The sequence below is a fragment of the Brevundimonas sediminis genome (genome assembly GCF_048799765.1).
Classification (GTDB): Bacteria; Pseudomonadota; Alphaproteobacteria; order Caulobacterales; family Caulobacteraceae; genus Brevundimonas.
The window spans coordinates 31,329-55,494 of record NZ_JBLYQK010000005.1 but is presented as its reverse complement, the minus strand read 5'-3'; the positions used below and the strand labels follow the sequence as shown (position 1 = coordinate 55,494).

Genomic DNA, 24,166 nt, shown 5'->3' with positions numbered 1-24,166 from the left:
GATCGCCCGCCGTGGACCAGTCGGCCGGCCTTCTAGCGGGCGGAAGCGATCAGGGCCCCGCAGTTGGCGTCCTCCGCCAGGCCCGGGTCGACGAAGGGCAGGAGGGCGACGAGCGGATTGACCACGGCGCCCAGGAGGCCGGCCAGCCCGGTCTGGCCGATGACCGAACCGGTATCGACCCCGACCCGGGGGGCGGTCAGCGGACCCTGCACCACGATCGGCGACCACAACCGGACCAGCCGGGCCTCCTTGGTCTCGCCGTCGATGCGCAGGTTCATCGTCTCGGCGTCCAGGTCGATGACGCCGGCGCCCCGGGCCAGCACGGGCTCGGTGTCAATGACGAAGGTCTCGGCCGTGGCCGTCCCGCCCGCGACCCGGAAGTCCGCGACTCCGCAGCGGATGGGGACCGAGGAGTCGTCGCCGCCCAGAAGGCGGAACAGCCCCGCCGTCGCATTGATGCCGAGCAGCTCCGCGAAGGCGGACCGCATGCGGCCCTGGGGCACCACGACGGTGATCTGCCCCTTCGAGGCGGCGGCGAAGTCGTGGATCGAGGCGCCGGGCCCTTCCAGACGGGCGCGGCCCAGGGCGCTGCCGGTCACCGTCGGGCCGCCGCCTCGCGCCGGAATGATCGACTCCAGCGGATAACCGCGCAGGCGGAAGTCGACCGTGCTGTACGGCGTATCGCGGGTTGCATTGATCCGCGCGGTCCCCCGCAGTTCGCCCCGGTTGAAGGTGAAGGCGACCGGGTCGAGATCCAGGACTGCGCCGTTCAGACCGGCGCCCAGCTCGACCTTGCGGATGTCGAGCTCGTTCCGCTTCACCCGGGCGGCGGTGTATTTCAGCGTTCCGTCCATGGACCGGAGCCGGTCGACCGCCAGGGGCGCGTCCGGCAGGAGACGGCCGGGGCGGCCGGACGTCACGACGGTGTTCCCGGCCGGGGTGACGGTGGGGGCGCCGCCGAGGACCGTCGCCAGGTCGTCGATGTCCAGCAGATTGGAATGCAGCACCGCATCCACCCGGCGACGGTCGCCGGGCTTGTCCACCGTCAGATCGCCCGACAGGTCGGACGAGCCGACCCGCCCGTTGAAGCCGGTGAAGCTGAATTTCGCCTCGTCGCGCGTCAGGGCGCCCGAAAGCCGGTACGGCGGCGTGTTCGGCAGGGCGATGCCGGTCAACAGATAGAGATCGGCCAGGTCGCGGCCCTCCAGGCTCAGGGTGGCCTGAAACTGTCCCAAATCGAACGGACGGGTGATCGAACCACGCGCCTCGAGCCGGGACCCGACCCCCGTAAGGCTCGCGCGGAAGCCGTAGGGGCGATCCCGGCGGATATTGATGAAGGGGCCGCCGGCGACGGTCAGGGTCAGGGGGGTGTCGTTGATCGTGCCACGCCCGTCGAGGCGGAAGCCCGCATCGCCGTCCGACCCTTCGCGGGCGGACACGGTGGCCTCCATCCGGATTCCACGGCGCCGCTCGTCCAGGGAGACGGTCCCGTCGCGGATGATCAACCGGTTGATCGGGGGCAGGTTCATCCCCTTGCCGTCGTCGGGTTTGTCCGGATTGAGCTGCCAGCTGCGCCGGCCGTCATCGGTGGCGATCAGGACGACCTCGGGGCGAGTGATCGAGACCAGCGGCGCCTCGATCCGGCCGATCAGCAGGGGCAGGAGCCGGACGGAGCCCTGGAAGTCGGCCACCCGCAGGGTGTCGCGGTCCCGCGCCCAGGACGGCCCGCCGATCCGCAGGTCCCGGATGTGCACGGAGGGGGTCCAGCTGATCAGCCTGACGTCCAGGTCGCCGTTCAGCTCGATCTGGCGATCGTAGCGGGCGGACGCCCACCGGCCGATCGGTCCGCGCAGCAGGTTCCAGTCGAACAGGGCGAGGAAGAGCACCACGGCGAACGTCACGCCCGCCGCCACGCCGGCCGCGATCCGGGTCCTGCGGCCCGGACGCCAATTGAGGATCGCAACCCGGGCGTGTTCGGCCTGGCGGCGAAGGCGACGGCCGGCGGATCGCAGGTCCAGATCGCGAAGCTTCTGCCAGATCGGGTTGTTTTTCAGCGGGTTGTGCACGCACCAGGGCTCCGTGGAGCTTCCTGAACGCGCGAACGGCCCGAAAGGCTCAGACGGCGGCCGGCCGGCGAATGTAAAATTTCATACTCTGAAACGTCATATAACATTTACAAAAGACGCCGTTCGCGCATTAATCGCTCCGAGTCCTGAGCATTTCAGGCGTTCTGGAGGAAATCCCATGCGTGCAATTCGCGCCCTTGCGGCCCTCGCGGTCGCCGCTTCCGCCCTGTCGGCCCTTCCGGTCGCCGCGGCGGAGACCGAGCAGCAAGCCGCCCCGGCCCGTCCGGTCATGGTCTGCGCCACCGACGCCGCCACCCGCCGCGCCTTCACTCGCGAGCATGGCGCCGCGCCGGTCTTCATCACGGCCCGGGAGGTGCAGGCCCTGCGCCCGACCGACCCGACCTGGTCGACCCCGCGCTGCATTACGGCGACGGAGCATGCCCGCCTGATGAGCCGATCGGCGAACGCCCGCGCCCGCTGACCAAAGGGGCGCGGTACGAAAAAAGGGCGCTCCCGGCGGGAGCGCCCTTTCTCTTTGGCCCGGGGCCGCGATCAGTTCGTCGGCTTCAGGTACTTGTCCAGCCAGCCGAACACCTCGTTGTGCCACTGCACGCTGTTGGCGGGCTTGAGCACCCAGTGGTTCTCGTTCGGGAAGAACAGCAGGCGGCTGTCGATGCCGCGACGCTGCAGGGCCGTGAAGGTCGACAGACCCTGGGCGGTGGGAATGCGGTAGTCGAGGTCGCCCTGAACGACCAGCATCGGGTCCCGCCAGTTGGCGACGTGGTTCACCGGGTTGAACTGCTCGTAGCCCTGCGGATTTTCGTACTGGGTGCCGCCGTACTCCCATTCGGTGAACCACAGCTCCTCGGTGCCGTAACCCATGCCGCGGATGTCGAAGACGCCGTCGTGGTTGACCAGGCATTTGAACTCGCCCGGCCAGTTGCCCGCGATCCAGTTGATCATATAGCCGCCGTAGGAGGCGCCGAGGGCGCAGGCGTTGTCGCCGTCCAGGAAGCTGTATTTCGACTGGGCGGCGGCCCAGCCCTTCTGCAGGTCCTCGAACGGGCGGTCGCCCCAGTGCTGGCTGATCGAGTCGGTGAAGGCCTGGCCGTAACCGGTCGAGCCGTGGAAATCGATCATGACGACGGCGTAGCCGGCGCCGGCGTAGGTCCCGGGGTTCCAGCGGTAGGACCAGCTGTTGCCGAACGAGCCCTGCGGACCGCCGTGGATCAGGAAGGCGACCGGATACTTCCGCCCCTCGACGTAGTTGGCGGGCTTGATGACGTAGCCGTGGACCGTCTCGTTGTTCCAGCCGGCGAAGGTGAACTGCTCGGCCTCGCCGAAGGCCAGGTTGTCCAGTTGCGGGTTCACATTGGTGATCCGCGCGGGCATTTCGCGGCCGCGGAAGGTCTTCACGAACAGCTCGCTCGGACGGGTCAGGCTGTCCTGGGCGAAGACGAAGCCCGAGGGGGTCTGCTGGAAGGCCGAGACGTGGCCGTCGCCGGTGATCGGCGTGACCGAGCCGCGGCGGAGGTCGATGCCGAACAGGCGGGTCTGGCCGACATCGCCGGCCGTGACATAGAGGGTGCGGCCGTCGCGCGACCACTGCAGGGAGTCCGCCGAACGATCCCAGTCGGCCGCAACCTGCCGGGTTTGGCCGGTGGCCACATCACGCAGGAAGATGGCGTATTTGTCGGCCTCGAAGCCCGGGCGGGCCATCGCGCGGTAAGCGAGGGTCCTGCCGTCCGGCGAATAGACCGGACCAGTGTCCCAGGCGTCATTGGCGTCGGTCAGGTTGGTCAATTCGCCGGGGGCCGAGATCGCGACCTGATAGAGATCGAAATTGGTGCTCCACGGCTCGGACCTGCCGGCTTCGCGGGCCGAGAAGACGATGCCCTGGCTGTCCGGGGTGAAGGTGAATTCGCTCTCGTCGCCGAACGGCTTGGAGGGGGTGTCGCCGTCGAAGCCGCGGGTCACGTGGACCGGCTGGCCCGATCCGTCGGTGTTCAGCACGAACAGATGGTTCTGCGTCCCGTCGTTCCAGGTGTCCCAGTGCCGCACGAACATCCGGTCATAGACCTGGCCGGTCGAGGGATCGTCGGCCACGGCCTTGTTGCGATCCACGGTGCAGGCCAGATCGGCGCAGTCCGGGAAGACCGCCAGCGACACCGCGACCTTCGAGGCGTCGGGGCTGAGGCGGTAGGCGTTCACGTCCAGCGGCAGGGCGGTCACCTGAACCGGGGCGGTTCCGTCGGCCTCGGCGCGCCAGACCTGGCTGGAGCCCGAGCGACCCGACAGGAAGTACAGCTTGCCGTCCGAGCCCCAGCGGGCGGTGTTGGCGCCGCCTTCATTGATGGCCAGACGGCGGCCCTCCCCGGGGGTCCGCAGGTCCTGGATGAACAGGGCCCCCGCGCGGCGGTTGGCGGCCACGTCCGTGGTGGTCACCGAATAGACGACCCAGCGGCCGTCCGGCGACACCTGGGGATCGCCCAGCCGGTTGGCCGAAATCATGGCGGTGTAGTCGAAGGCCTGCCGGTTTTGGGTCGCCGCCGGCGCCGGGGCGGCGGCGGGCGCCTCGGCCAGGGCGGGAACGGCGGTCGCCAGCGCGATGGCGGCGACGGCGCAGGAAAGCAGGGAGCGGTGACGCATGGGCAGGTTCCTTTGTCTTCGCCGGTTGGCGTAGCACCGGGGGCGGGCGGGCGAAAGCGCCGCCGCCTGTACTCACAAAGGCGTGCGATGGGCGCGCCAAGCCGCTTGCCGTCCTGCGCGGGAGCGGCGACAACCGGCGTCGCATGATCGCCGCCGAGACCCCGTCTGTTTCACGCCCGCCGCACATCTGCGACGTGCTGATCGCCGAGCGCGCTCCGCGTCTGACCCGGTCGCCTGTCTGGCCGCTGGCCCGGCCCCTGCTGTATCGGCTGCTCAACTATCGGCAGGCTGTGCGGATGGCGGATGCGGTGAAGCCGCTCTCCGGCGCGGGGGCGCTGGCCTATATGAGCGACCTGCTGGATCTGAAGATCTCGGTGCTGAACGGCGACCGGATACCGGCGACGGGGCGGTGTATCGTGGTGGCCAACCATCCGACCGGGATCGCCGACGGGATCGCCGTCTTCGATGCGATCAAGGCGCGGCGACCGGACGCCGTCTTCTTCGCCAACGCCGACGCCCTGAGGGTGTCGCCGCGGCTGGGCGAGGTGGTCATTCCCGTGGAGTGGGTTCACGACAAGCGCACCCGCGAGAAGACCCGGGCGACCCTGCAGGCGGCGAAGGAGGCGTTCGAGGCCGAGCGCTGCGTGGTCATGTTCCCGGCGGGCCGTCTGGCGCGGATCGCGAAGGACGGCTCGGTCACCGATCCGGAGTGGGCGCCGACCGCCGCCTCCCTGGCCCGAAAATATGAGGCGCCGGTAGTGCCGATCCATGTCGCCGGTCCCTATTCGCGCCTGTTCCACTGGTTCGACCGGTTTTCCCGGGAGTTGAGGGACATCACCCTGTTCCATGAACTGCTGAACAAACGGCGGACGGCCTTCCAGATGAAGGTGGGCAAGCCGATCCCCCCGTCGCGGCTGGACATCGACGCGGCCAAGGCGACCTATGCGCTCAAGGCCTTCACCGAACGGGTCCTGCCGAGCCAGCCGGATGCCGATTTTGCCTGAGCTGACCCTGATCCTCACCGACGCGGACGCCACCGGACGGCTGGGAGCGGCGATCGCCCCGCGGCTTGCGGCCGGCGAGTCCGTGCTGCTTTACGGGCCGCTGGGCATGGGCAAGTCGACCCTGGCGCGGGCCCTGATCCGCGCCCTGACCACGCCCGACGAGGATGTGCCGTCGCCGACCTTCACCCTTGTGCAGTTCTACGACAGCGAACCGCCGGTGGCTCATTTCGACCTCTATCGCCTGACCCGTCCCGACGAGGCGGCGGAGATCGGGCTGGACGAGGCGCTGGACGAGGGCTGCGCGGTCATCGAATGGCCGGAGCGGCTGGGGGATGATCCCGGCGCCTGGCTGGGGCCGGATCGTCTGGTTGTGACCTTGTCCGAACAGGGCGAAGGACGGCAGGCGAAACTGTCCGGCGCCGGGGCCTGGAACGGGAAGCTGAAGGACCTGCATGTCTGATCGTGAAGCCCGGCGTCTGGCGTTCCTCGCGGCAGCGGGTCTGGCGGAGGCCAGGCGCGCGCCCCTGCCCGGAGACGCGTCGACGCGTCGCTACGAGCGGCTGACCACCCCGGACGGCCGATCCCTGATGCTGATGGATCAGGCGGCCTCGGCCGAGAGCCCGCCGGCGGAACCGTCATGGACGCCCGAGCAGCGGCTGGCGTCCGGCTGGAACGCGACCGCGCGCCTGTCGGCCGGCCGGATTGAAGCCTTCGCCGCCGTGGCGGCGCATCTGAAGGGCCTGGGCCTGTCCGCGCCGGATATCGTCGCGGTCGATGCGCCCGCCGGTCTGGCGGTGCTGGAGGACTTCGGCGACGCCCTGTTCGCGCGGGTGATCGAGGCCGGGGAGGCGGAGGAGCCGCTGTATCTGGCCGCCGTCGAGGCGCTGGCGGTTCTGCATGACGCGGGGACCCCGGAGCAGTTGACGGGCGCGGCGGGCGACTGGCCCCTGCTGGTCTACGACGAGACGGCGCTGCAGGGCGGGGCCGATCTGTTCGTCGAATGGATGCCGAAGCTGGACCCGGCCCTGGCCTTCGACGCCGCGGCGATCGCCGCCTGGCGCGAGGCGTGGCGGCCGGTGGTCGAGCGGGGCGCGGCGGGGGCCAGCGTCATGGCGCACCGCGACTATCACGCCGAAAATCTCATCCGGTTGCCGGGCAGGACCGGCGCGGCCATGGTCGGGATGATCGATTTCCAGGACGCGGTGCGAGCCCACCCGTCCTGGGATCTGCACTCCCTGCTCCAGGACGCCCGCCGGGATGTTTCGTCCGCGCTGGAAGCGAAGGCGCTGGACCACTATTTCAGCCTCCGCCCGCAGGTGGACCGGTCCGAGTTCATGCGCGACTACGCCGGTCTGGCGGCGCTGAACGAGGCGCGCATCCTGGGCGTCTTCGCCCGGTTGATCGTGCGCGACGGCAAGCCGCGCTACCGCGCCTTCATGCCGCGCATGTGGGCGCACCTGAACGCCAATCTGAAGTCGCCGGGCCTCGAGACGGTCGCGGACTGGTTCGACGCCCATGTGCCGGAGTCCAGCCGCAAATGACCGACGCGCCGAAGACCGCGATGGTGCTGGCCGCGGGGCTGGGCACCCGGATGCGGCCCCTGACCAATGACCGGCCCAAGGCGCTGGTCGAGGTCGGCGGACGGGCCCTGATCGACCATGTGCTGGACCGTCTGGCCGATACGGGCGTGGAGACGGCCGTCGTCAACGTGCACTGGTTCGCCGACCGGCTGGAATCCCATCTGGCCGCCCGGGGACGGGGGCCGGCGATTGTCATCTCGGACGAGCGGGAAACCCTGCTGGAGACAGGCGGCGGGCTGAAGAAGGCTGCGCCCCTGTTGGGTGACGACGCCGTGTTCGTGGCCAATATCGACAGCGTCTGGGTTGATCGCGGCGACGCCCTGAATCAACTCGCCCGGCTGTGGAATCCGTCAATCATGGATGCCGCGCTTCTTCTCGCGACGCGCGAAGGCTCCGTCGGGTTCGAGGGCGACGGTGACTTCTTCCTCGGTGAGGACGGACGACTGACCTTCCGCGGCGAGGCTCCGTCGGCGCCCTTCGCCTATATGGGGGTGCACATCTGCAAGCCGGACTATGTCTCCGATGGACCGGACGGTCCGTTCTCGTTGAGCCAGTTCTGGCGACGGTCCGCCGCGGCGGGGCGGCTGTACGGGGTGGTGATGGAGGGCGACTGGATGCACGTCGGTGACCCCCAGGCGCGGGCCGAGGCCGAGGCGAGGCTGGCCGGGGCGGACCCCGCGCGTTGATGGAGCGCTTCGACCCCTTCACCGGAGCGGAGCCGCGCTGGTATGCGGTGGAAGCCTGGCGGCCGTTCCTTGAGGATCTGGCCGCAGGGGTGCTGGACTGGCTGGGCGATCGCCCCCCGGAAACCCTGTCCGACGCCGTCATCCTGCTGCCCAACCGGCGGGCCGCGCGGGCCTTCACCTCGGCGCTGACGAAACAGGCGGGCGGGCGCCCCGTGCTGTTGCCGCAGGTCCGGCCGCTGGGGGATCTGGAGGAGGATGAGCCGCCCTTCGCGCCCGGCGACCTCGGTCTCGACCTGCCTCCGGCGATCGCCCCCCTGACCCGCCGTTTCGAGATGGCGCGGATGATCACCGAGCAGTTCCGCCCGGACCTGTCCCCGTTGCGGGCGCTGGAGATGGCCGATGCGCTCGGGGGCTTCCTCGATTCCTGCCACCTGGAGGAGGTGGAGGACATCGGCCGCGTCGCCGGTCTCGTAGAGGGCGACCTGGCCGAGCACTGGCAGGAGTCGGCGCGATTCCTCGGTCTCGCTATCGAGACATGGCCGCGGCGACTGGAGGCCCTCGGGCTGGTGGATCCGGCCTGGCGGCGGGCGAAGCTGCTGCGTTTGCTGGCGACCCGATGGCGGGAGCGGCCGCCCGAACAGCCCGTGATCGCCGCCGGCTCGACCGGATCGGCGCCCGCGGCGGCCGATGTCCTGAACGCGGTCGCCCACGCGCCCCGGGGCTGCGTGGTCCTGCCCGGTCTTGACCTGGATCTGGACCCCGCCGTTTGGTCCCGGCTCCGGGACAACGAACAGCACCCGCAGAACGCGCTGTGGCGCCTGCTGGACGGGCGGGTTGCGCGTGAGGCGGTGCGGCCCTGGTTCAGGCCGGCGGTCGACGGCGCGGTCGAGTCGAGGGGACGGGCGCGGCAGCGCCTGCTGAACGAGGCCCTGCGGCCTGCGGACGCCACCGACGACTGGCGCAACCTGATCCGCGGCCTGCGGGCCGAGGCGGCCGGCCGGCAGTCGGCCGACCCGATCGCGGAGGGGCTGCGCGGACTGTCGGTGGTCACCGCGCGGGCCGAGGAGGACGCGGCGGCGGCCATCGCCCTGATGATGCGGGAGACGCTGGAGACGCCGGGCCGGACCTGTGCGCTGGTGACGCCGGACCTGGACCTCTCGAGGCGGGTGGCCGCCCGTCTGGGCCGCTGGGGCGTGACGGCTGACGTCTCCTCGGGCCAGCCGCTGGCCCGGATGCCGGCCGGTCGGCTGGTCGATCTGGCGGCGCGGTTCATGGCGGATCCCCTGGACCCCCACACCCTGCTGGGCCTGCTGAAACATCCCCAGGTGCGGCTGCCGCTGGATCCGCTGGACTTCGGTCAGGCGGTCAACGCCCTGGAGCGGTACGCCCTGCGCGGGCCACGGCTCAGGGACTGGGGACGCGCCAGACGGGCGTTGCTCGCCGCAGGCGAGCCGCGGGAGGATGGCCGCAGGGTCGCCGAGGCCGTGCAGGCCCGTCTTGCGGGCGCACGCGCCCTGCTGGATCGATTGGAAGCCCTGTCGGCCGGGGCCTCGACCGTGTTCGCCGCGGCGGCGACGCCGGATCTCGCGGCGAGGGCCCTGGCGGCGCTGATCGAGGCCTTGGCGGGGCAGGACGCCTGGGCGGGGCCGGACGGCGAGGCCGCCGCCGCCCTGATCGCGGGGCTGATCGAGGGCGGGCCGTCGCTCGGGCCGGTGAAGCGGCCGGAGTTCGCCGAACTGGTGCACAGTCTGCTGGCCGATGAGACGGTGCGGACGGGCGGGGCCAACCAGCCGCGCCTGCGCATCCTGGGCGCCATCGAGGCCCGGCTGGTCCGGGCCGACCGGATGATTCTGGCGGGTCTGGAAGAGGGCGTCTGGCCCAATGCGGCGCCGACCGATCCCTTCCTGTCCCGGCCGATGCGGGCGACCCTGGGCCTGCCGCCGCCGGAGCGACGTCTGGGTCAGACGGCGCAGGACTTCATCCAGGCGGCGGGCGCCGAAGAGGCGATCCTCGTCCATTGCGAACGCCGGGGCGGCCAGCCGGCGGTGAAGTCACGCTGGCTGTGGCGGCTGGAGATGCTGACCCGCGGTGCGCACGCGGAGGCGACGCCGGTCTCGATCGCCCGTCCCTCGCAGGCGCTCGAGCAGGCCCGGGCGCTGGATGCGCCGGACAGCCCGCGCCCGGCCTATGCGCCCCGACCCGCGCCCCGCCCGCCGGTGGAGCGGCGGCCGCGCGAGCTGCCCGTTACGGGCGTCGAGCGGTGGGTGCGGGATCCCTACGCGGTCTACGCCCGATATATCCTGAACCTGAGACAAATGGATCGGCCGGGGCAGTCGGCGGAGGCCATTGCCCGCGGAAACGCGGTGCACAAGGCGGTCGAGCGGCTCACCCTCTCCTGGCCGGATGTCCTGCCGGACGACTGCGCCGACCAGCTGGAAGCCCTGTTGCTGGAGGAGCTGACGGCCGCGGGCTTCGAGGATGCGGCCATGGCCCGGGAAGCGCCGCTGGCCCGAAACGCCGCAGTATGGCTGGCCGGGTTCGAAGCGGAACGTCGCGCCCGGGGCGTCGAAATCCGGGTCGAGGAACGGGTCGAAATGCTGATCCCGGGCCCCGCCGGGCCCTTCCGCCTGACCGCCAAGGCGGACCGCATCGAACTGTCGGCCACCGGCGCGGCGGTGCTGGACTTCAAGACCGGCTCCGTTCCGAGCCCCAAACAGGTACAGACCGGCTTCTCGCCCCAGCTCACCCTGACCGGCGCCATACTGGCCGAGGCCGGTCTGAAGGACTCCGGTCCGGTCGAGCCCGAGGAACTGACCTATGTGCGGGTGGTCGGCCGCAAGCAGGCGGGAGCCAAGGCGGTGCGTGGCGAGGGCGCGGAGGCCCTGGCCCTGTCCGGGGCGGCGCTGGCGGGACTGACCGCGAGGATCGCCCGCTTCGACGAGCAGGAGACCCCCTATCTCAGCTGGGTCGCGCCCCAGTACATGGGCAATTTCGGCGGCAACTACGATCACCTCGCCCGGGTGTGGGAGTGGCACGTCGTCGGCGGGGATGACGCCGGGGGAGAGGCGGAATGAGCGCCCGTATTCTTCCGGACCCGGCCCAGATCCGGGCGGCCGATCCCGGCCAGTCGGTCTTCGTCACCGCCAACGCCGGTTCCGGCAAGACCTCGACCCTCGTCGACCGGGTGGCGCGGCTGCTGCTGCGCGAGGTGCAGCCGGGGGAGATCCTGTGCGTCACCTACACCAAGGCCGCCGCCGCCGAGATGCAGGCGCGGCTGTTCGATCGGCTGGGCGAGTGGGCGGTGATGGACGATGCGGGTCTGGCCCAGTCGCTGGCCGATCTGGATGGCCGTGACCCGGCGACCCTGTCGGGGCCGGAGTTGTCGGAAGCCCGTAGGTTGTTCGCCAAGGCGCTGGAGACGCCCGGCGGGCTGAAGATCCAGACCCTTCATGCCTTCTGCGAGAAGCTGCTGCGCCGCTTCCCGATCGAGGCGGGGGTGACGCCGGGCTTCACCGTCCTGGAGGATCAGGCGGCCCTGGCCCTGTCCCACGCCGCCCGCGAGGACCTGGCCCGCGCCGCCCTCGCCGACGCTGACGGTCCGATCGGGCAGGCCTACAGCCATTTCGCGGTCGAACTGGACTGGGGCGCCTTCCAGTCCCTTCTGGCGATGATCGAGGCGGATCGGGACAAGCTGGTCGACTATATCGCGCGGGTGTCGGAGGGCCGGGCGCCCGGCCCCGATGCGGTGGTCGGGGCCGCTCCGGGCCAGTCGACGGATGCGCTTGAAGACGAGTTCATGCGGTTCCTCGACCGGTCCGAGTGGCTGGAGACGGCCTCGGCCATGGCGACGGGCGGGACCAACGACCAGAAATGCGCCGACCGGATGCGGGCGGCGGGCTGGACCTTCGCCGGCATCGCCGATGTGTTTCTGACCGGGGGCGAGCCGCGCAAGGTCATGGCGACCTCCAAGGCGCCGCCGGCCGCCGGGGGCTGGCTGGCCGATCTGCAGATGAAATATGTCGCCACGCTGGACCAGGTGCGCCGTCTGAGGGTCGTGCGCGATACGATCCACGTCCTGACCCTGGCCCAGGCCCATGCGGCGCTTTACGACCGGGCGAAGGCCGCGACGGGCGCGCTGGATTTCGGGGACCTTGTGGCCCGGACGGTGGAGCTTCTGACCCGCCGCGCGTCGGCGGCCTGGGTGCTCTACAAGCTGGATGGCGGCATCGAACATGTGCTGGTCGATGAAGCCCAGGACACGGCGCCCCAGCAGTGGGACATTCTCAAGGCCCTGACCGAGAACTTCTTCTCCGGGGACAGCGGTCGTCGCTTCACGCCGGAACCGGCGTCCGGCGAGCGTCTCGACCGGACCATCTTCGCGGTCGGAGACGAGAAGCAGTCGATCTACTCCTTCCAGGGAGCCCGGCCCGAACGCCTCCGTCAGGAGGCCCAGCGCTACGATGAACGGGTCCGGGGCGCCAACGGCCGGTTCCAAGGGGTGGAGCTGGCCAAATCCTTCCGCTCAACGCCGGAGGTGCTGGCCTTCGTCGACGCGGTCTTCGCCGGTCCCGAGAAGGCGGCGGCGCTGGTCGGGGAGGGCCTTGCGGCCGTTCCCGAACACCTCGCCATGCGCGCCGGGCAGGCGGGCGGCGTCGATCTGTGGCCCCTGCATGAGGAGCGCAAGGGGCCTGAACGTGAGGCCTGGGACGCGCCGGTGGACCAGGAGCCGGTCGCCTCGGCCCGGAAGCGGCTGGCGGCCGATCTGGCCGCGCACATCCGGCGACAGGTCGAGACGGGGGCGACCGTGCATGATCGCCGCAGCGGCGAGCTGCGTCCGGCGGGCTATGGCGACTTCCTGATCCTCGTCCGGCGTCGCGACGCCACCTTCGAGGAGATCATCCGCGCCCTGAAGTCCATCGGCGCGCCGGTGGCCGGGGCGGACCGGCTGAAGCTGTCTTCCCACATCGTGTTCGACGACCTGATCGCCCTGGCCCGCTTCGCCCTCTATCCGGATGACGACCTCTCGTTGGCCAGCCTTTTGCGCAGCCCGCTGTGCGATGTGGATGAGGACGGGCTGTTCGCCCTGGCCGGAGCCAGGCCGGACCGGCGCCGGCTGTGGCGGGAACTGAACGACCGGGCAGGGGAACGTCCGGAATGGTCCCGGGCGCGGGACATGCTGGCCTTCGCCCTGTCGGTGCGCGATCTGGATCCCTTCGCCTTCTTCACCTCGGTCCTGAACCGGGTCGACGACACCGGCCTGTCCGGCCGGGCGCGGATCCTGCGCCGGCTCGGTCGGGAGGCGGAGGAGGCGATCGACGAGACCCTCAACCAGGTGTTGGCGGCCGAGGGGAGGGGGGCGATTGATCTGGAGACCTGCCTGGCCCGGCTGGAGGCGGCCGATGTCGAGGTGAAGCGGGAACTGGAAGGGCCGCGCGGCGAGGTGCGGGTGATGACGGTCCACGGCGCCAAGGGGCTCGAGGCGCCGGTGGTCATCCTGCCGGACACCACGAGCCGGGCGAAGGCACAGGGCCCGTCCCTGATGCCGGTGGCGCTCGATGACGGGTCGGAGGCCTGGCTGATGTGTCCGGGCAGTTCGAAAGAGGATTGCGAGGCGTCGCGCGCGGCGCGGGAGGCCCGGCAGGCGCGCGCCGACGCGGAGACGCTCCGCCTGCTCTATGTCGCCCTGACCCGGGCGCGCGATCGTATCGTCATCCTCGGAAAGGGCTCCGCCAGGGCCAGGGCCGGCTTTGAGGAGGGAAGCTGGTGGGAGGTTCTGAACCGGACCTTCGAGACGCTCGAGGCGGAGGTCAGGACGGTGGACGGGATTCGTCGCTACGGCGCGGACCCCGCTATTCTGCCGCCCTTGGGGGCCTCGGCGGGCGCGCCGGTCGTCGCCCCGTCCTGGAGCCGGCTGTCGCCGCCGCCGGACGCCGCGGCGCGGATATCGTCCCCGTCGAAGATGGATGAGGTGCTCCGCATTCCGGCCCCGTCGCCGCTGGCTGCCGGGACCGGCGGTCTGGGACGGTTCCGGCGGGGAGACCTGATCCACCGTCTGTTCGAACGGCTGCCGGACGTGCCCCCGGCGGACCGGCCACAGGTCGCCCGCCGCCTGCTGTCCCGTGAACGGGACCTCACCGACGCCCAACGGGATGAGATGATCGCCTCGGCCCTTGGGGTGCTGGAGGACGCGCGTTTCGCTCCGGTGTTCGGCCCCGGGTCGCGGCCGGAAGTCGCCCTGACCGGACAGGTTGGGCTGACCGCGGTTTCGGGACGGATGGACCGTCTGGTGGTGACGCCGGAACGGGTCCTGGTTATCGACTACAAGACCAACCGGCCGGCCCCCGCCCGGATCGAGGAGGCCGATCCGGCCTATGTGCTGCAGCTGGCGGTCTATGTCTCGATCCTGAGGCAACTCTATCCGGAGCGGCCGGTCGAGGCGGCGCTGGTGTGGACCGACGGCCCGGCGCTGATGCCGGTCCCGGACGCCATGATCGCAACGGCGTTGATCCGTTGATTTGCGGGTCTGGGCTTCCCACATCGGCTGCAACGGGCCGGAATCACCCTAGGGTGAGTGGCTGAACATCTGCACACACGGCCCCGCGCGGGGCCGTCAGGAGACAATCCATGGCCACTGTGAAGGTCACCGACGACAGCTTCGAAACCGACGTCCTGAAGGCGTCCCGTCCGGTCCTCGTCGATTTCTGGGCCGAGTGGTGCGGGCCCTGCAAGCAGATCGGTCCGGCGCTGGAGCAGATCGCCGACGAACTGAACGGTCAGGTCACCATCGCCAAGGTCAATATCGACGACAGCCCGATGGTCCCGTCGAAGCTCGGGGTGAAGGGCATCCCGACCCTGATGCTGTTCAAGGACGGCCAGATGGCGTCGATGAAGGTCGGCGCCATGCCCAAGGGCAAGATCGTCGAATGGCTGGCCGAAGCCGGGGTGAAGGCCGAAGGCTGATTCGCCGCACCGGCGCCTGACATGCCGACGCCCGTCCGGTCTCCGGGCGGGCGTTGTGCTGTCTGGATCAGGTCGGCCAGGTTTCCGGACTGGCGCCGAGGACTTCGCCGGCCAGATAGAGCGACCCGCAGATGACCACCCGGCCGGCGCCGAGCCTGAGCGCCTGCGACAGGGCCTGTTGAACCGTGCCGGACGGCGTCGCGGCGAGTCCGTGGCCCCTGGCCACCGCCGCGAGCGCCTCCGGTTCGGCGGCCGCCCCCTCGAAGCCGACGGTGAAGACGGTCGCCCCGGAGGCGCGGAGGGCCTCGAAGAAGCCGCCGGCGTCCTTGTTGCCCAGCATGCCGACGATGAGGGCCGTGGGTCGGGGCGCGGCGGCTTGGCGGCACGCGAGGGTGGATGCGAGCGCACGGGCGGCGTGCGGGTTGTGCCCGCCGTCCAGCCAGATTTCAGCATCGGCGGCCTTCGCCGCCTCGGCGAAGGGGCCGGCGGTCAGACGTTGCATCCGCGCCGGCCAGCGCACCGCGCGCAACCCGTCCGCGATCGCCGTCTCGGGCAGGTCCAGTTCCAGGGCGGCGGCGACGGCGAGTCCGGCGTTGTCGATCTGGTGCACGCCCGTCAGGGCCGGCGCGGGCAGGTCGAGGAAGCGCTCCTGATCCTGCCAGGCGAGGCCGCCCCGTTCTCCCCAGGCGTCGAAGTCGATGCCCATCACCGTCAGGGGCGCGCCGACGGTCCGGGCGGCGAGCTCTATGGCGTCCATGGCCTCATGGGCCTGGCGGGCGATCAGTCCGCGTGCGCCGGGCTTGAGGATGCCGGCCTTCTCCCGGGCGATTCCGGGCAGGGACGTGCCGAGAAACTCGGCATGATCCAGATCGACCGGGGTGATCAGGCTGAGGAGCGGGCGCTCGATGACGTTGGTGGCGTCCAGTACGCCGCCCAGCCCGACCTCGATGATGGCCAGGTCTGCCGGGGTCTCGCTCATGGCCAGGAAGGCCGCGGCGGTGGTGCTTTCGAACACCGTGGCCTCGCCGGACACGGCCTCGATCCGATCAAGGATGGCGCTCAGGGCCGCGTCGCTGATCAGTTCGCCCGCCAGCCGGATACGCTCATTGAAGCGGACCAGATGGGGCGAGGTGTAGACGTGGACCTTCAGGCCGGCCGCCTCGGCGATGGCGCGCAGCAGGGCGACGGTCGAGCCCTTGCCGTTTGTGCCGGCGACGTGGATCACCGGCGGCAGGCGATCCTGCGGATCGCCCAGCGCCGCGCACAGGGTCCTCATCCGGCCGAGCGACAGGTCGATGCGCTGCGGATGGCGGGCGCGAAGACGTTCGGAGATCGGGTCCATGACCAACTATGCCTGAGCGCAATCCGGGCCAAGCTGGATCGCGTCCAAATCGACCGATTTCGCCTTTTACGCGGCCCGGCGCTTCCCGCCCATCAGCATCGACAGGATCTGACCCAGGACCTCGGGCAGGTCCCCCCGGGCGACGACCTTGTCGACCATGCCCTTCTCCTGGAGGTATTCGGCGCGCTGGAAGCCCGGCGGCAGCTTTTCGCGGATCGTCGCCTCGATGACGCGGGGACCGGCGAAGCCGATCAGGGCGCCCGGCTCGGCCAGATGGACGTCGCCCAGCATGGCGTAGCTGGCGGTGACGCCGCCGGTGGTCGGATCGGTCAGGACCACGACGAAGGGCAGTTGGGCGGCCTTCAGTTCCTGGATGGCCAGGGTGGTGCGGGCCATCTGCATCAGGCTGAGAGCGCCTTCCTGCATGCGGGCGCCGCCGGCGGCGGTGAAGCAGACCAGCGGAACGCCGCGCGCGACAGCGGCGCGGGCGGCGGCGATGAAGGCCTCGCCGGCGGCCATGCCCAGCGATCCGCCCATGAAGGTGAAGTCCTGGACGATGGCGACGGCTTCGGTTCCGTCGATCTCACCAAAACCGATCGCCATGGTGTCCTTGCGGCCGGCGGCCTTGCGCGCGGCGTTCAGGCGATCCTTGTAGGGTTTGCCGTCAGAGAATTTGAGCGGATCCTCGGGCACGTCCGGCGTGTCGATGGACTCGTACTGCCCGCCGTCGAAGGTGAAGCGCAGGCGCGTCGGCGCGTCGATGCGCATGTGACGGCCGGAAGGCGTCACCCAAAGGGCGTTCTCGAGGTCCGAGCGGTAGAGCATCTCGCCGCTGTCCGGGTCCTTGACCCAGAGGTTGTCGGGCGTGTCCCGACGGCTGACGATCTTGCGGACGCCGGGGGCGAAGCGGGACAGCCAGCCGCCGCGCTTCTCCTGCTGAGGTTTGTTCTTGTCGACCATTCGGGGCGCTTTAGACGGTTTCTTTCACGCGCGCACCCTTCACGGCGTCGGCGAGGCTGCGCACCTTCGCCAGAACGCGCGGGGCGGCGGGTTCGTTCGCCGCGAGGGCGGCCGCGACTTCGTCCACCAGAACCGAACCGGCGACGACGGCATCGGACACCCGGGCGACCTCGGCGGCCCGTTCGGGCGTCTTGATGCCGAAGCCGACCGCGACGGGGAGTCCGGAGGCCTTGCGCACCCGCTCGACGGCCGGCGCGACCGACCCGGCCTGGGCCTCCTTGACCCCGGTCACGCCGGCGACGGAGACGTAGTAGACGAAGCCTGAGGTGCGTTCGGCGATGATCCGGAGGCGGGCGTCGTCCGAGGTCGGCGTGGCGAGGCGGATCAGGGACACCTGCTGAGCGTCGAGGGCGTCCGTGAGCGGGTCGGCCTCTTCGGGCGGGCAATCGACGATGATCACCCCGTCCACGCCGCTGGCCGCCGCGTCGCGGGCGAAGGCCTCGTAGCCGTAGCTCTCCAGCGGATTGAGATAGCCCATGAGGATCACCGGGGTGTCGGCGTCGCCGTCCCGGAAGGCCTTCGCCAGCTCAAGCGTGCCCCTGAGGGTCAGGCCGGCCTTCAGGCCGCGCAGGGCGGCCCGCTGGATCGGCGGGCCCTCGGCCATGGGGTCCGAGAAGGGGAAGCCCAGCTCGATGATGTCCGCGCCTGCCGCCGGCAGGCCGCGCAGGATTTCCAGGGACTCGTCGCGCGAGGGGTCGCCGGCCATGACATAGGCGACGAAGCCGGCCCGGCCCTCCGCCCTGAGGGCGGCGAAACGGGCGTCGATACGGGAGGTGGTCATTGCACTGTCGTGGTCAGGAGGAGGGCCCGGGCCGGTCGGCTCATTGGGCCTGATCGGGTGTTCCGGCGCCGGCGCACACATTGCCCGGAATGCTGGCGAAGGCCAGCCAGGCCGGGGCGCCCGGCGCCGCGACGCGGCTCTCGTCCGCGAAGGCGAGCATCTGGAAGCCGTCGCAACCGCCGCCTTCACGACGCCGCACATAGACCACGCGATTGTCGCCTCCGCCGGCCGCGATCCAGCCCTGGCGGGTGAAATCGGCGGTGAAGCTGTCGACGACCCCGTTGATGGCGGCCTGGGTCGTGGTCACGCAGAAGGCCTGCTGCGCCAGAGCGGCGTTGCCGCCGCAGGTCGGGTCCGCGCTGACGGAGGCGATTTCCGGAATCTCGACGTTCAGCGGTGCGGGCGTTGCGGTCTGCGCCAGCGCCGGGGCCGCGATCAGGGTCGCCGCAGCGGCCAGAATGAGGGTCTTCATGGTGTCCTAGAGCTCCACGCCCAGATACTTCGCCACGGCGAAGATGTCCTTGTCGCCCCGCCCGCACATATTCAGCACGACATCGCCGCCCTTGCCCACCTCTTTCGCGATCTCGCCGACGCGGGCGAGGGCGTGGCTGGGCTCCAGCGCCGGGATGATCCCCTCCAGCTTCGAGCACAGCTGGAAGGCTTCCAGCGCCTCGGCGTCGGTGGCGGCGCGGTATTCGGCGCGGCCGATGTCCTTCAGCCAGGCGTGCTCGGGGCCGATGCCGGGATAGTCGAGGCCCGCCGAGATCGAGTGGCCTTCCAGGATCTGGCCGTCCTCGTCCTGCAGCAGGTAGGTGCGGTTGCCGTGCAGCACGCCGGGACGGCCGCCCTGGATGGAGGCGGCGTGATCCGGACCGTCCAGCCCGCGGCCGGCGGCCTCGACGCCGATCAGACGCACGCCGGCGTCGCCGATGAAGGGATAAAACAGGCCGATGGCGTTCGAACCGCCGCCGATGGCCGCGACGCAGGCGTCCGGCAGTTTTTCCTTGCGGGCGAGCATGGAGGCCCGCGCCTCGCGGCCGATCACCGACTGGAAGTCCCGCACCATGGCCGGGTAGGGGTGCGGGCCGGCGGCGGTGCCGATCAGGTAGTAGGTGTCCTCCACATTGGTCACCCAGTCCCGCATCGCCTCGTTCATGGCGTCCTTCAGCGTGCCGCGACCCGAGGTCACCGGCACCACCTCGGCGCCCAGCAGCTTCATGCGGAAGACGTTCGGCGCCTGACGCTCCACGTCGGTGGCGCCCATGTAGACGATGCATTTCAGGCCGAAGCGGGCGCAGACGGTGGCGGTGGCCACGCCGTGCTGGCCCGCGCCGGTCTCGGCGATGATCCGGGTCTTGCCCATGCGCATGGCCAGAAGGATCTGCCCCATGCAGTTGTTCACCTTGTGGGCGCCGGTGTGGTTCAGCTCGTCGCGCTTGAACCAGATGTCGGCGCCGCCGTGATGGGCGGTCAGGCGCTCGGCGAGATACATCGGGCTGGGACGGCCGACATAGTCGGTCAGGAAGCCGTCCAGCTCGGCCTGGAACGCCGGATCGGCCTTGGCGGCGTCATAGGCGTCGTTCAGCTCGTGGATGAGCGGCATCAGGGTTTCGGCCACGAACCGTCCGCCGTAGGGGCCGAACCGGCCCTCCGCATCGGGAAAGGCGTAGCTGTTGGGCAGAATGGCGGTCACGGCAGGTCTCGGCGGCGATCAATCGGTCGGAAGGGCGGTCAGGAAGGCGCCGATCAGGGCAGGGTCCTTAACACCGGGCGCGCTTTCCACGCCAGAGGACACGTCCACGAGGGGAGCGCCGGTCACGCGGACCGCTTCGGCGACGTTGGCGGGATCCAGTCCCCCGGCGAGGAACCACGGCCGGTCGAAGGCGCGTCCCCTCATCAGGCTCCAGTCAAAGGATGCGCCCACCCCGCCGGGCAGGGCGGAGCCCTCGGGCGGTCTGGCGTCGAACATCAGGTGGTCCACGACCGGTTGCCACGCCGAGGCGGCGTCGATGTCGGCCGGGATGCGGACCGACAGGGCGCGAATGATCCCGGCCCCGGTCAGGGTGCGGACCTGCGCCGCGCGCTCCGGCGTCTCCGTTCCGTGCAGCTGGATCAGGTCCGGCTTCAGGATCAGGGCGATTTCGGTCAGAAGGGCGTCGTCGGCATCGACGGTGACGGCCACGATCCTTGCCCTGCCGCGCGCCCGCTCGAACAGGGTGGCGGCGTGCAGGGGCTCAATGTGGCGGGGGCTTTTCGGAAACACGACGGCGCCGACGAAGGCCGCGCCGCCGGTCAGGGCCGCGTCGAGGGTCTCAGGCGTCGTCAGTCCGCAAATCTTGGCCCGGGTCATGACGGCGAGGTGCGCCTCCGGCGGGGCGGGGTCAAGGCGGGGCTTTCGTCAGGCGAAGATGGCGTCGATCTCGCTCGGGGTCAGCAGACGCCACTTTCCGGCGGGCAGATCGTCGGGCAGGGCCAGGCCGCCCAACCGCTCGCGGTGCAGGGCCTCGACGTGGTTGCCGACGGCGGCGAACATCCGCCGGACCATGTGGTAGCGGCCTTCGGTGACCGACACCCGCGCCTCGGTAGGCGTCAGGATTTCCAGCCCGGCGGGTTTCAGCGGCTTGTCATCGCCTTCCAGCATCAGCTCGCCCGAGGCGAACAGGGCGGTCTCGGAGCCGTTCAGCGGACGGGCCAGCTGCGCCCGATAGACCTTTGCGACGTGTTTCTTCGGGCTGATGACCCGGTGCAGCAGGTCGCCGTCGTCGGTCATCAGCAGCAGGCCGGAGGTGTCCTTGTCCAGCCGCCCGATGGTCGAGATGGCCGGGTCGCGGCGACGCCAGCGGTCGGGCAGGACGTCGTAGACCAGGGCGCCGTCCTCCTTGTGCGAGCAGGTCATGCCCAGCGGCTTGTGCAGGAGGATGACGACGCCCTGCGGCGGATCCAGCGGTTCGCCGTCGATTTCCATGCGGGTCGGCAGGTCGGGCGTCACAGGGATGCGTTTTGAAACATCGGTGATGTCCACACCGTCCAGCACGATGCCGCCCGCCTTGCCCATGCGCGCCATCTCGGCCCGCGAGCCGTAGCCCAGCGAGCCCAGAAGCTTGTCCACGCGGCTGGTCGGGACCTTGGCGGGTTTCACTTCACGGCCTCGAACACCTTGTAGCCGCCGGTGTCGGCGACCATCCGCACGCGCTTGAACGCCTCGTTCAGCTCGGCCTCGTAAGGCAGGTGCCGGTTGGCGACCAGCCACAGGGTCCCGCCCTTCTTCAGCATTCCGGCGGCCTGACGGATGAAGGTCTGGCCCAACCGCCTGTCCTCGGCGCCGCCGTCATGGAAGGGCGGATTGGTGACGATGAAGTCCAGATCGCCCTCGGTCGGCAGGGTGCGGACGTCGGCCTGTTCGACGCTGACGCGGGCGTCCTCGACGTTCCTGCGGGCCATCTCCACGGCGCGGCGGTCGAGATCGTAGAGGCGCAGGCTCGTGACGGCGGGCGAGCGCAGGGCCACTGTCGCCAGGGCGCCGTAGCCACAACCCAGATCGGCGCCCGCGCCCTTCAGCGGCGGCAGGGTCTGGGCCAGCAGGGCCGAGCCCGGGTCGATGCGGTCCCAGGCGAAAACGCCGGGCTGGGACCAGGCTTCAAGGCCGGGCACAAGACGCGGCGCGCCCGCCTCAATGGCGGCGTCCAGACCGGTCAGACCGTCGCCCTTGATCACCACGCAGCGGCGGTGGTGGGCCTTGGCGCTCTCGCCGACCTCGGCGCCGAAGGCCTCCAGTTCCTTCTTCAGGCGCGAGCCGCCCTTGTCCTTGGGGGCCATGACGTCCAGCCGTCCGCCGGGCTTCAACGCCTTCAGGGCGAGGGCCAGGGTGTAGCGCCGCTCCAGCACGCCGGGCGGGGCGTAGATCATGATGTCGTCGGCCGAGCCTTCGGCCACGCTCTCAAGCGCTGTCGCGCCCGGGATCAGGGGCGAGGTCTGGGTGGCGGCGCCGGGCGGATCGAACACCGCCGGAGGGCGGCCATGGAGGAGGGTCGTCATTCCGCTCCTCTAGAGCGAAATCGCTTCGGATGCGATTGCATCCGAACCCGGATTTCGTTCCGGCATAACTCTGGAGCCTGATTTACGGCATCGATGGATCGCGAAGCGATTCCATCTCAACCGATCCGGCTCTGGCTGACCCGGTCTGCCGGTGACACCCCGGAACGGATGGGGCACAACCCGCCCATGCTCCCCGACTCAGCTTCCGCTCCGACCCTGGCCGACGCGCGCGCCACGCTGGAGCGCGTCTGGGGCCACGCGGACTTCCGGGGCCTGCAGGCGGAGGTCGTCGCCGAGGTGCTGGAGGGCCGCGACGTTCTGGCGGTGCTGCCGACCGGGGGCGGCAAGTCGGTCTGCTATCAGGTGCCCGCGATCCTGCGGCCGGGGCTGGGGCTGGTGGTGTCCCCCCTGATCGCCCTGATGACGGATCAGGTCGAAGCCTTGAAGCAGCAGGGTGTCTCGGCGGCGAGACTGGATTCCGGCGTGTCGATGGACGACCGCTCGGCCATCTGGCGCGCAGCCCGGGCGGGCGAACTGGACCTGCTCTATGTCTCGCCGGAGGGACTGGCCCAGCCCCATCTGATCGACCGGCTGCATGAGCTGCCCCTGAGCCTGATCGCCATTGATGAGGCTCACTGTGTCTCGCAATGGGGACATGACTTCCGGCCGGACTATCGGACATTGGGCCGGCTGGCGGAGCTCTTCCCCGGCGTGCCCCGGATCGCGGTGACCGCCACGGCCGACGCCCGGACGCGGGAAGACATCGTCCGCTCCCTGAGGCTGGAGGGCGCCAGGGTCCTGGTCGACAGCTTCGCCCGCCCGAACCTGCAACTGTCGGCCATCCGCAAGGAGAACGGCTCACGCGCCAAGACCGACGCGGCGGTAATCGCGCTGGTGCGGGAACGGCGAGGCAAGTCGGGCGTGGTCTATTGCGGCAGCCGCGACGGCTGCGAGCGGGTGGCGCAGGCCCTTCGCGACGCGGGGACCAACGCCATCGCCTATCACGCCGGGATGGACGCCCGGGAGCGTGACAGGCGGCTGGAGCGCTTTCTGGCCGAGGACGGGGCGGTGATGGTGGCGACCATCGCCTTCGGCATGGGGGTCGACAAGGCGGACGTCCGGTTCGTCATCCATGCCGATCCGCCCGGCTCGCTGGAGGCCTACTGGCAGGAGATCGGCCGGGGCGGGCGCGACGGCGAACCGGCCGAGGGCATCACCCTCTACGGCCCGTCCGACATCACCTGGAGCCTGCGTCGTCTCGACGGCCGCTCGATGGCCGAGGAGGTCAAGCAGGTCCAGACCCGCAAGGTCCGCCAGCTGTTCGCCATGCTGGACGGCGCGACCTGCCGCCCCCAGACCGTGCGTCGCTATTTCGGGGAGACCACCGCCGACCGCTGCGGCGTCTGCGACATCTGCGGCGACCCGCCCGCCCTGTTCGACGCCACGGTCCCGGCCCAGAAGGCGCTGGCCGCGGTGCAGCGACTGGGCGAGCGCTTCGGCAAGACCCGGATCGTCGATCACCTGCTGGGCAGGACGAAGGACGTCCAGCCCTGGGAGACCGCCCTGTCCACCTGGGGCATCGGTGCGGACATGGCCGCCCACACCCTGCGCGACGTGATTGATCACCTGATGTTCGAGGGGCTGCTGGTCGAGGACCCCAATGAGGGCAAGCCTCTGGTCCGGCTGGGCGATCCGGAGGCGGTGCGCGCCGTTTACCGGGGCGAGCGGGTGATCGAGGTCCGGCTGACCCCGGCCCGGGTGTCGGCTCCGCGGGAGCGGGTCAGAAATGGCCGCAACGCCGCGCTGGAGAGCATGGACGCCGACGTCCGCGCCCGCTTCGAGGTGCTGCGCAATTGGCGGCGTGAGCGGGCGGCCGAGCAGCGGGTGCCGCCCTATGTCATCTTCCAGGACAAGACCCTGCTGGAGATCGCCCTGGCGGAGCCGGGGGACCTGCACGCCCTGGAACACATCCCGGGCGTCGGCCAGTCCAAGCTGGAGCGCTACGGCAAGGGTGTGCTCGGGGCCCTGGCCGCCGCGAGTTGA

The 24,166-nt window shown here is 70.5% G+C and carries 19 protein-coding genes; 9 read left to right on the top strand and 10 right to left on the bottom strand.

Annotated features, from left to right (window positions below; translation table 11 throughout):
• Window positions 1-32 precede the first annotated feature (32 nt).
• On the bottom strand, window positions 33-2,066 hold the full coding sequence (locus ACLQ7T_RS04760) for an AsmA family protein (protein WP_420478384.1): 2,034 nt from the start codon (window positions 2,064-2,066) through the stop codon (window positions 33-35).
• Between the two features lie 178 nt (window positions 2,067-2,244).
• Between ACLQ7T_RS04760 and ACLQ7T_RS04755 the strand changes: the two genes are divergently transcribed.
• Window positions 2,245-2,547 carry a hypothetical protein gene (locus tag ACLQ7T_RS04755; protein WP_420478383.1) on the top strand — a complete coding sequence of 101 codons (303 nt, stop codon included), beginning with the start codon at window positions 2,245-2,247 and terminating at the stop codon, window positions 2,545-2,547.
• 71 nt (window positions 2,548-2,618) lie between these two features.
• Here ACLQ7T_RS04755 and ACLQ7T_RS04750 read toward each other — a convergent pair whose 3' ends face one another.
• Window positions 2,619-4,715, bottom strand: coding sequence for a prolyl oligopeptidase family serine peptidase (locus tag ACLQ7T_RS04750; protein ID WP_420478382.1), 2,097 nt, complete (start codon window positions 4,713-4,715; stop codon window positions 2,619-2,621).
• A gap of 143 nt (window positions 4,716-4,858) precedes the next feature.
• Between ACLQ7T_RS04750 and ACLQ7T_RS04745 the strand changes: the two genes are divergently transcribed.
• The 7 genes from ACLQ7T_RS04745 to trxA all read left to right on the top strand — a co-directional run bounded on the left by ACLQ7T_RS04745 (window position 4,859) and on the right by trxA (window position 14,945).
• Window positions 4,859-5,719 carry a GNAT family N-acetyltransferase gene (locus tag ACLQ7T_RS04745; RefSeq protein WP_420478381.1) on the top strand — a complete coding sequence of 287 codons (861 nt, stop codon included), beginning with the start codon at window positions 4,859-4,861 and terminating at the stop codon, window positions 5,717-5,719.
• A complete protein-coding gene (tsaE, locus tag ACLQ7T_RS04740; RefSeq protein WP_420478380.1) occupies window positions 5,703-6,179 on the top strand; it encodes a tRNA (adenosine(37)-N6)-threonylcarbamoyltransferase complex ATPase subunit type 1 TsaE in 477 nt (158 codons plus the stop codon). The genes ACLQ7T_RS04745 and tsaE overlap by 17 nt, the downstream gene beginning before the upstream one ends.
• On the top strand, window positions 6,172-7,260 hold the full coding sequence (gene amgK / locus ACLQ7T_RS04735) for an N-acetylmuramate/N-acetylglucosamine kinase AmgK (protein WP_420478379.1): 1,089 nt from the start codon (window positions 6,172-6,174) through the stop codon (window positions 7,258-7,260). Before tsaE ends, amgK begins: the two co-directional genes overlap by 8 nt.
• Window positions 7,257-7,985, top strand: a complete 729-nt coding sequence (gene murU / locus ACLQ7T_RS04730; protein ID WP_420478378.1) for an N-acetylmuramate alpha-1-phosphate uridylyltransferase MurU — start codon at window positions 7,257-7,259, stop codon at window positions 7,983-7,985. The genes amgK and murU overlap by 4 nt, the downstream gene beginning before the upstream one ends.
• Window positions 7,985-11,059 carry a double-strand break repair protein AddB gene (addB, locus tag ACLQ7T_RS04725; protein ID WP_420478377.1) on the top strand — a complete coding sequence of 1,025 codons (3,075 nt, stop codon included), beginning with the start codon at window positions 7,985-7,987 and terminating at the stop codon, window positions 11,057-11,059. The genes murU and addB overlap by 1 nt, the downstream gene beginning before the upstream one ends.
• Complete coding sequence (gene addA / locus ACLQ7T_RS04720; RefSeq protein WP_420478376.1) at window positions 11,056-14,499, top strand: double-strand break repair helicase AddA; 3,444 nt, start codon at window positions 11,056-11,058, stop codon at window positions 14,497-14,499. The genes addB and addA overlap by 4 nt, the downstream gene beginning before the upstream one ends.
• A 110-nt stretch (window positions 14,500-14,609) precedes the next feature.
• Window positions 14,610-14,945: a thioredoxin gene (gene trxA / locus ACLQ7T_RS04715; protein ID WP_420470240.1), complete on the top strand. Its 336-nt coding sequence runs from the start codon at window positions 14,610-14,612 to the stop codon at window positions 14,943-14,945.
• Between the two features lie 67 nt (window positions 14,946-15,012).
• Here trxA and ACLQ7T_RS04710 read toward each other — a convergent pair whose 3' ends face one another.
• The 8 genes from ACLQ7T_RS04710 to ACLQ7T_RS04675 all read right to left on the bottom strand — a co-directional run bounded on the left by ACLQ7T_RS04710 (window position 15,013) and on the right by ACLQ7T_RS04675 (window position 22,123).
• Window positions 15,013-16,287 (bottom strand): bifunctional folylpolyglutamate synthase/dihydrofolate synthase, encoded by a 1,275-nt coding sequence (locus tag ACLQ7T_RS04710; protein ID WP_420478375.1) that lies wholly within the window; start codon window positions 16,285-16,287, stop codon window positions 15,013-15,015.
• A 66-nt stretch (window positions 16,288-16,353) separates the two neighbouring features.
• Window positions 16,354-17,247, bottom strand: a complete 894-nt coding sequence (locus tag ACLQ7T_RS04705; RefSeq protein ID WP_420478374.1) for an acetyl-CoA carboxylase carboxyltransferase subunit beta — start codon at window positions 17,245-17,247, stop codon at window positions 16,354-16,356.
• Window positions 17,248-17,257: 10 nt separating this feature from the next.
• Entirely contained in the window at window positions 17,258-18,088 is an 831-nt protein-coding gene (trpA, locus tag ACLQ7T_RS04700) for a tryptophan synthase subunit alpha (protein ID WP_420478373.1), read from the bottom strand.
• A gap of 40 nt (window positions 18,089-18,128) precedes the next feature.
• On the bottom strand, window positions 18,129-18,560 hold the full coding sequence (locus ACLQ7T_RS04695; RefSeq protein ID WP_420478372.1) for a hypothetical protein: 432 nt from the start codon (window positions 18,558-18,560) through the stop codon (window positions 18,129-18,131).
• A gap of 6 nt (window positions 18,561-18,566) precedes the next feature.
• The gene (gene trpB / locus ACLQ7T_RS04690; protein WP_420478371.1) at window positions 18,567-19,781 is read right to left on the bottom strand and encodes a tryptophan synthase subunit beta; all 1,215 of its coding nucleotides are present in this window, start codon (window positions 19,779-19,781) and stop codon (window positions 18,567-18,569) included.
• Between the two features lie 18 nt (window positions 19,782-19,799).
• A complete protein-coding gene (locus ACLQ7T_RS04685; RefSeq protein ID WP_420478370.1) occupies window positions 19,800-20,438 on the bottom strand; it encodes a phosphoribosylanthranilate isomerase in 639 nt (212 codons plus the stop codon).
• Between the two features lie 48 nt (window positions 20,439-20,486).
• Window positions 20,487-21,227 carry a 16S rRNA pseudouridine(516) synthase gene (locus tag ACLQ7T_RS04680; RefSeq protein WP_420478369.1) on the bottom strand — a complete coding sequence of 247 codons (741 nt, stop codon included), beginning with the start codon at window positions 21,225-21,227 and terminating at the stop codon, window positions 20,487-20,489.
• Window positions 21,224-22,123, bottom strand: coding sequence for a class I SAM-dependent methyltransferase (locus ACLQ7T_RS04675; protein WP_420478368.1), 900 nt, complete (start codon window positions 22,121-22,123; stop codon window positions 21,224-21,226). The genes ACLQ7T_RS04680 and ACLQ7T_RS04675 overlap by 4 nt, the downstream gene beginning before the upstream one ends.
• Window positions 22,124-22,309: 186 nt before the next feature.
• Between ACLQ7T_RS04675 and recQ the strand changes: the two genes are divergently transcribed.
• On the top strand, window positions 22,310-24,166 hold the full coding sequence (gene recQ, locus ACLQ7T_RS04670) for a DNA helicase RecQ (RefSeq protein ID WP_420478367.1): 1,857 nt from the start codon (window positions 22,310-22,312) through the stop codon (window positions 24,164-24,166).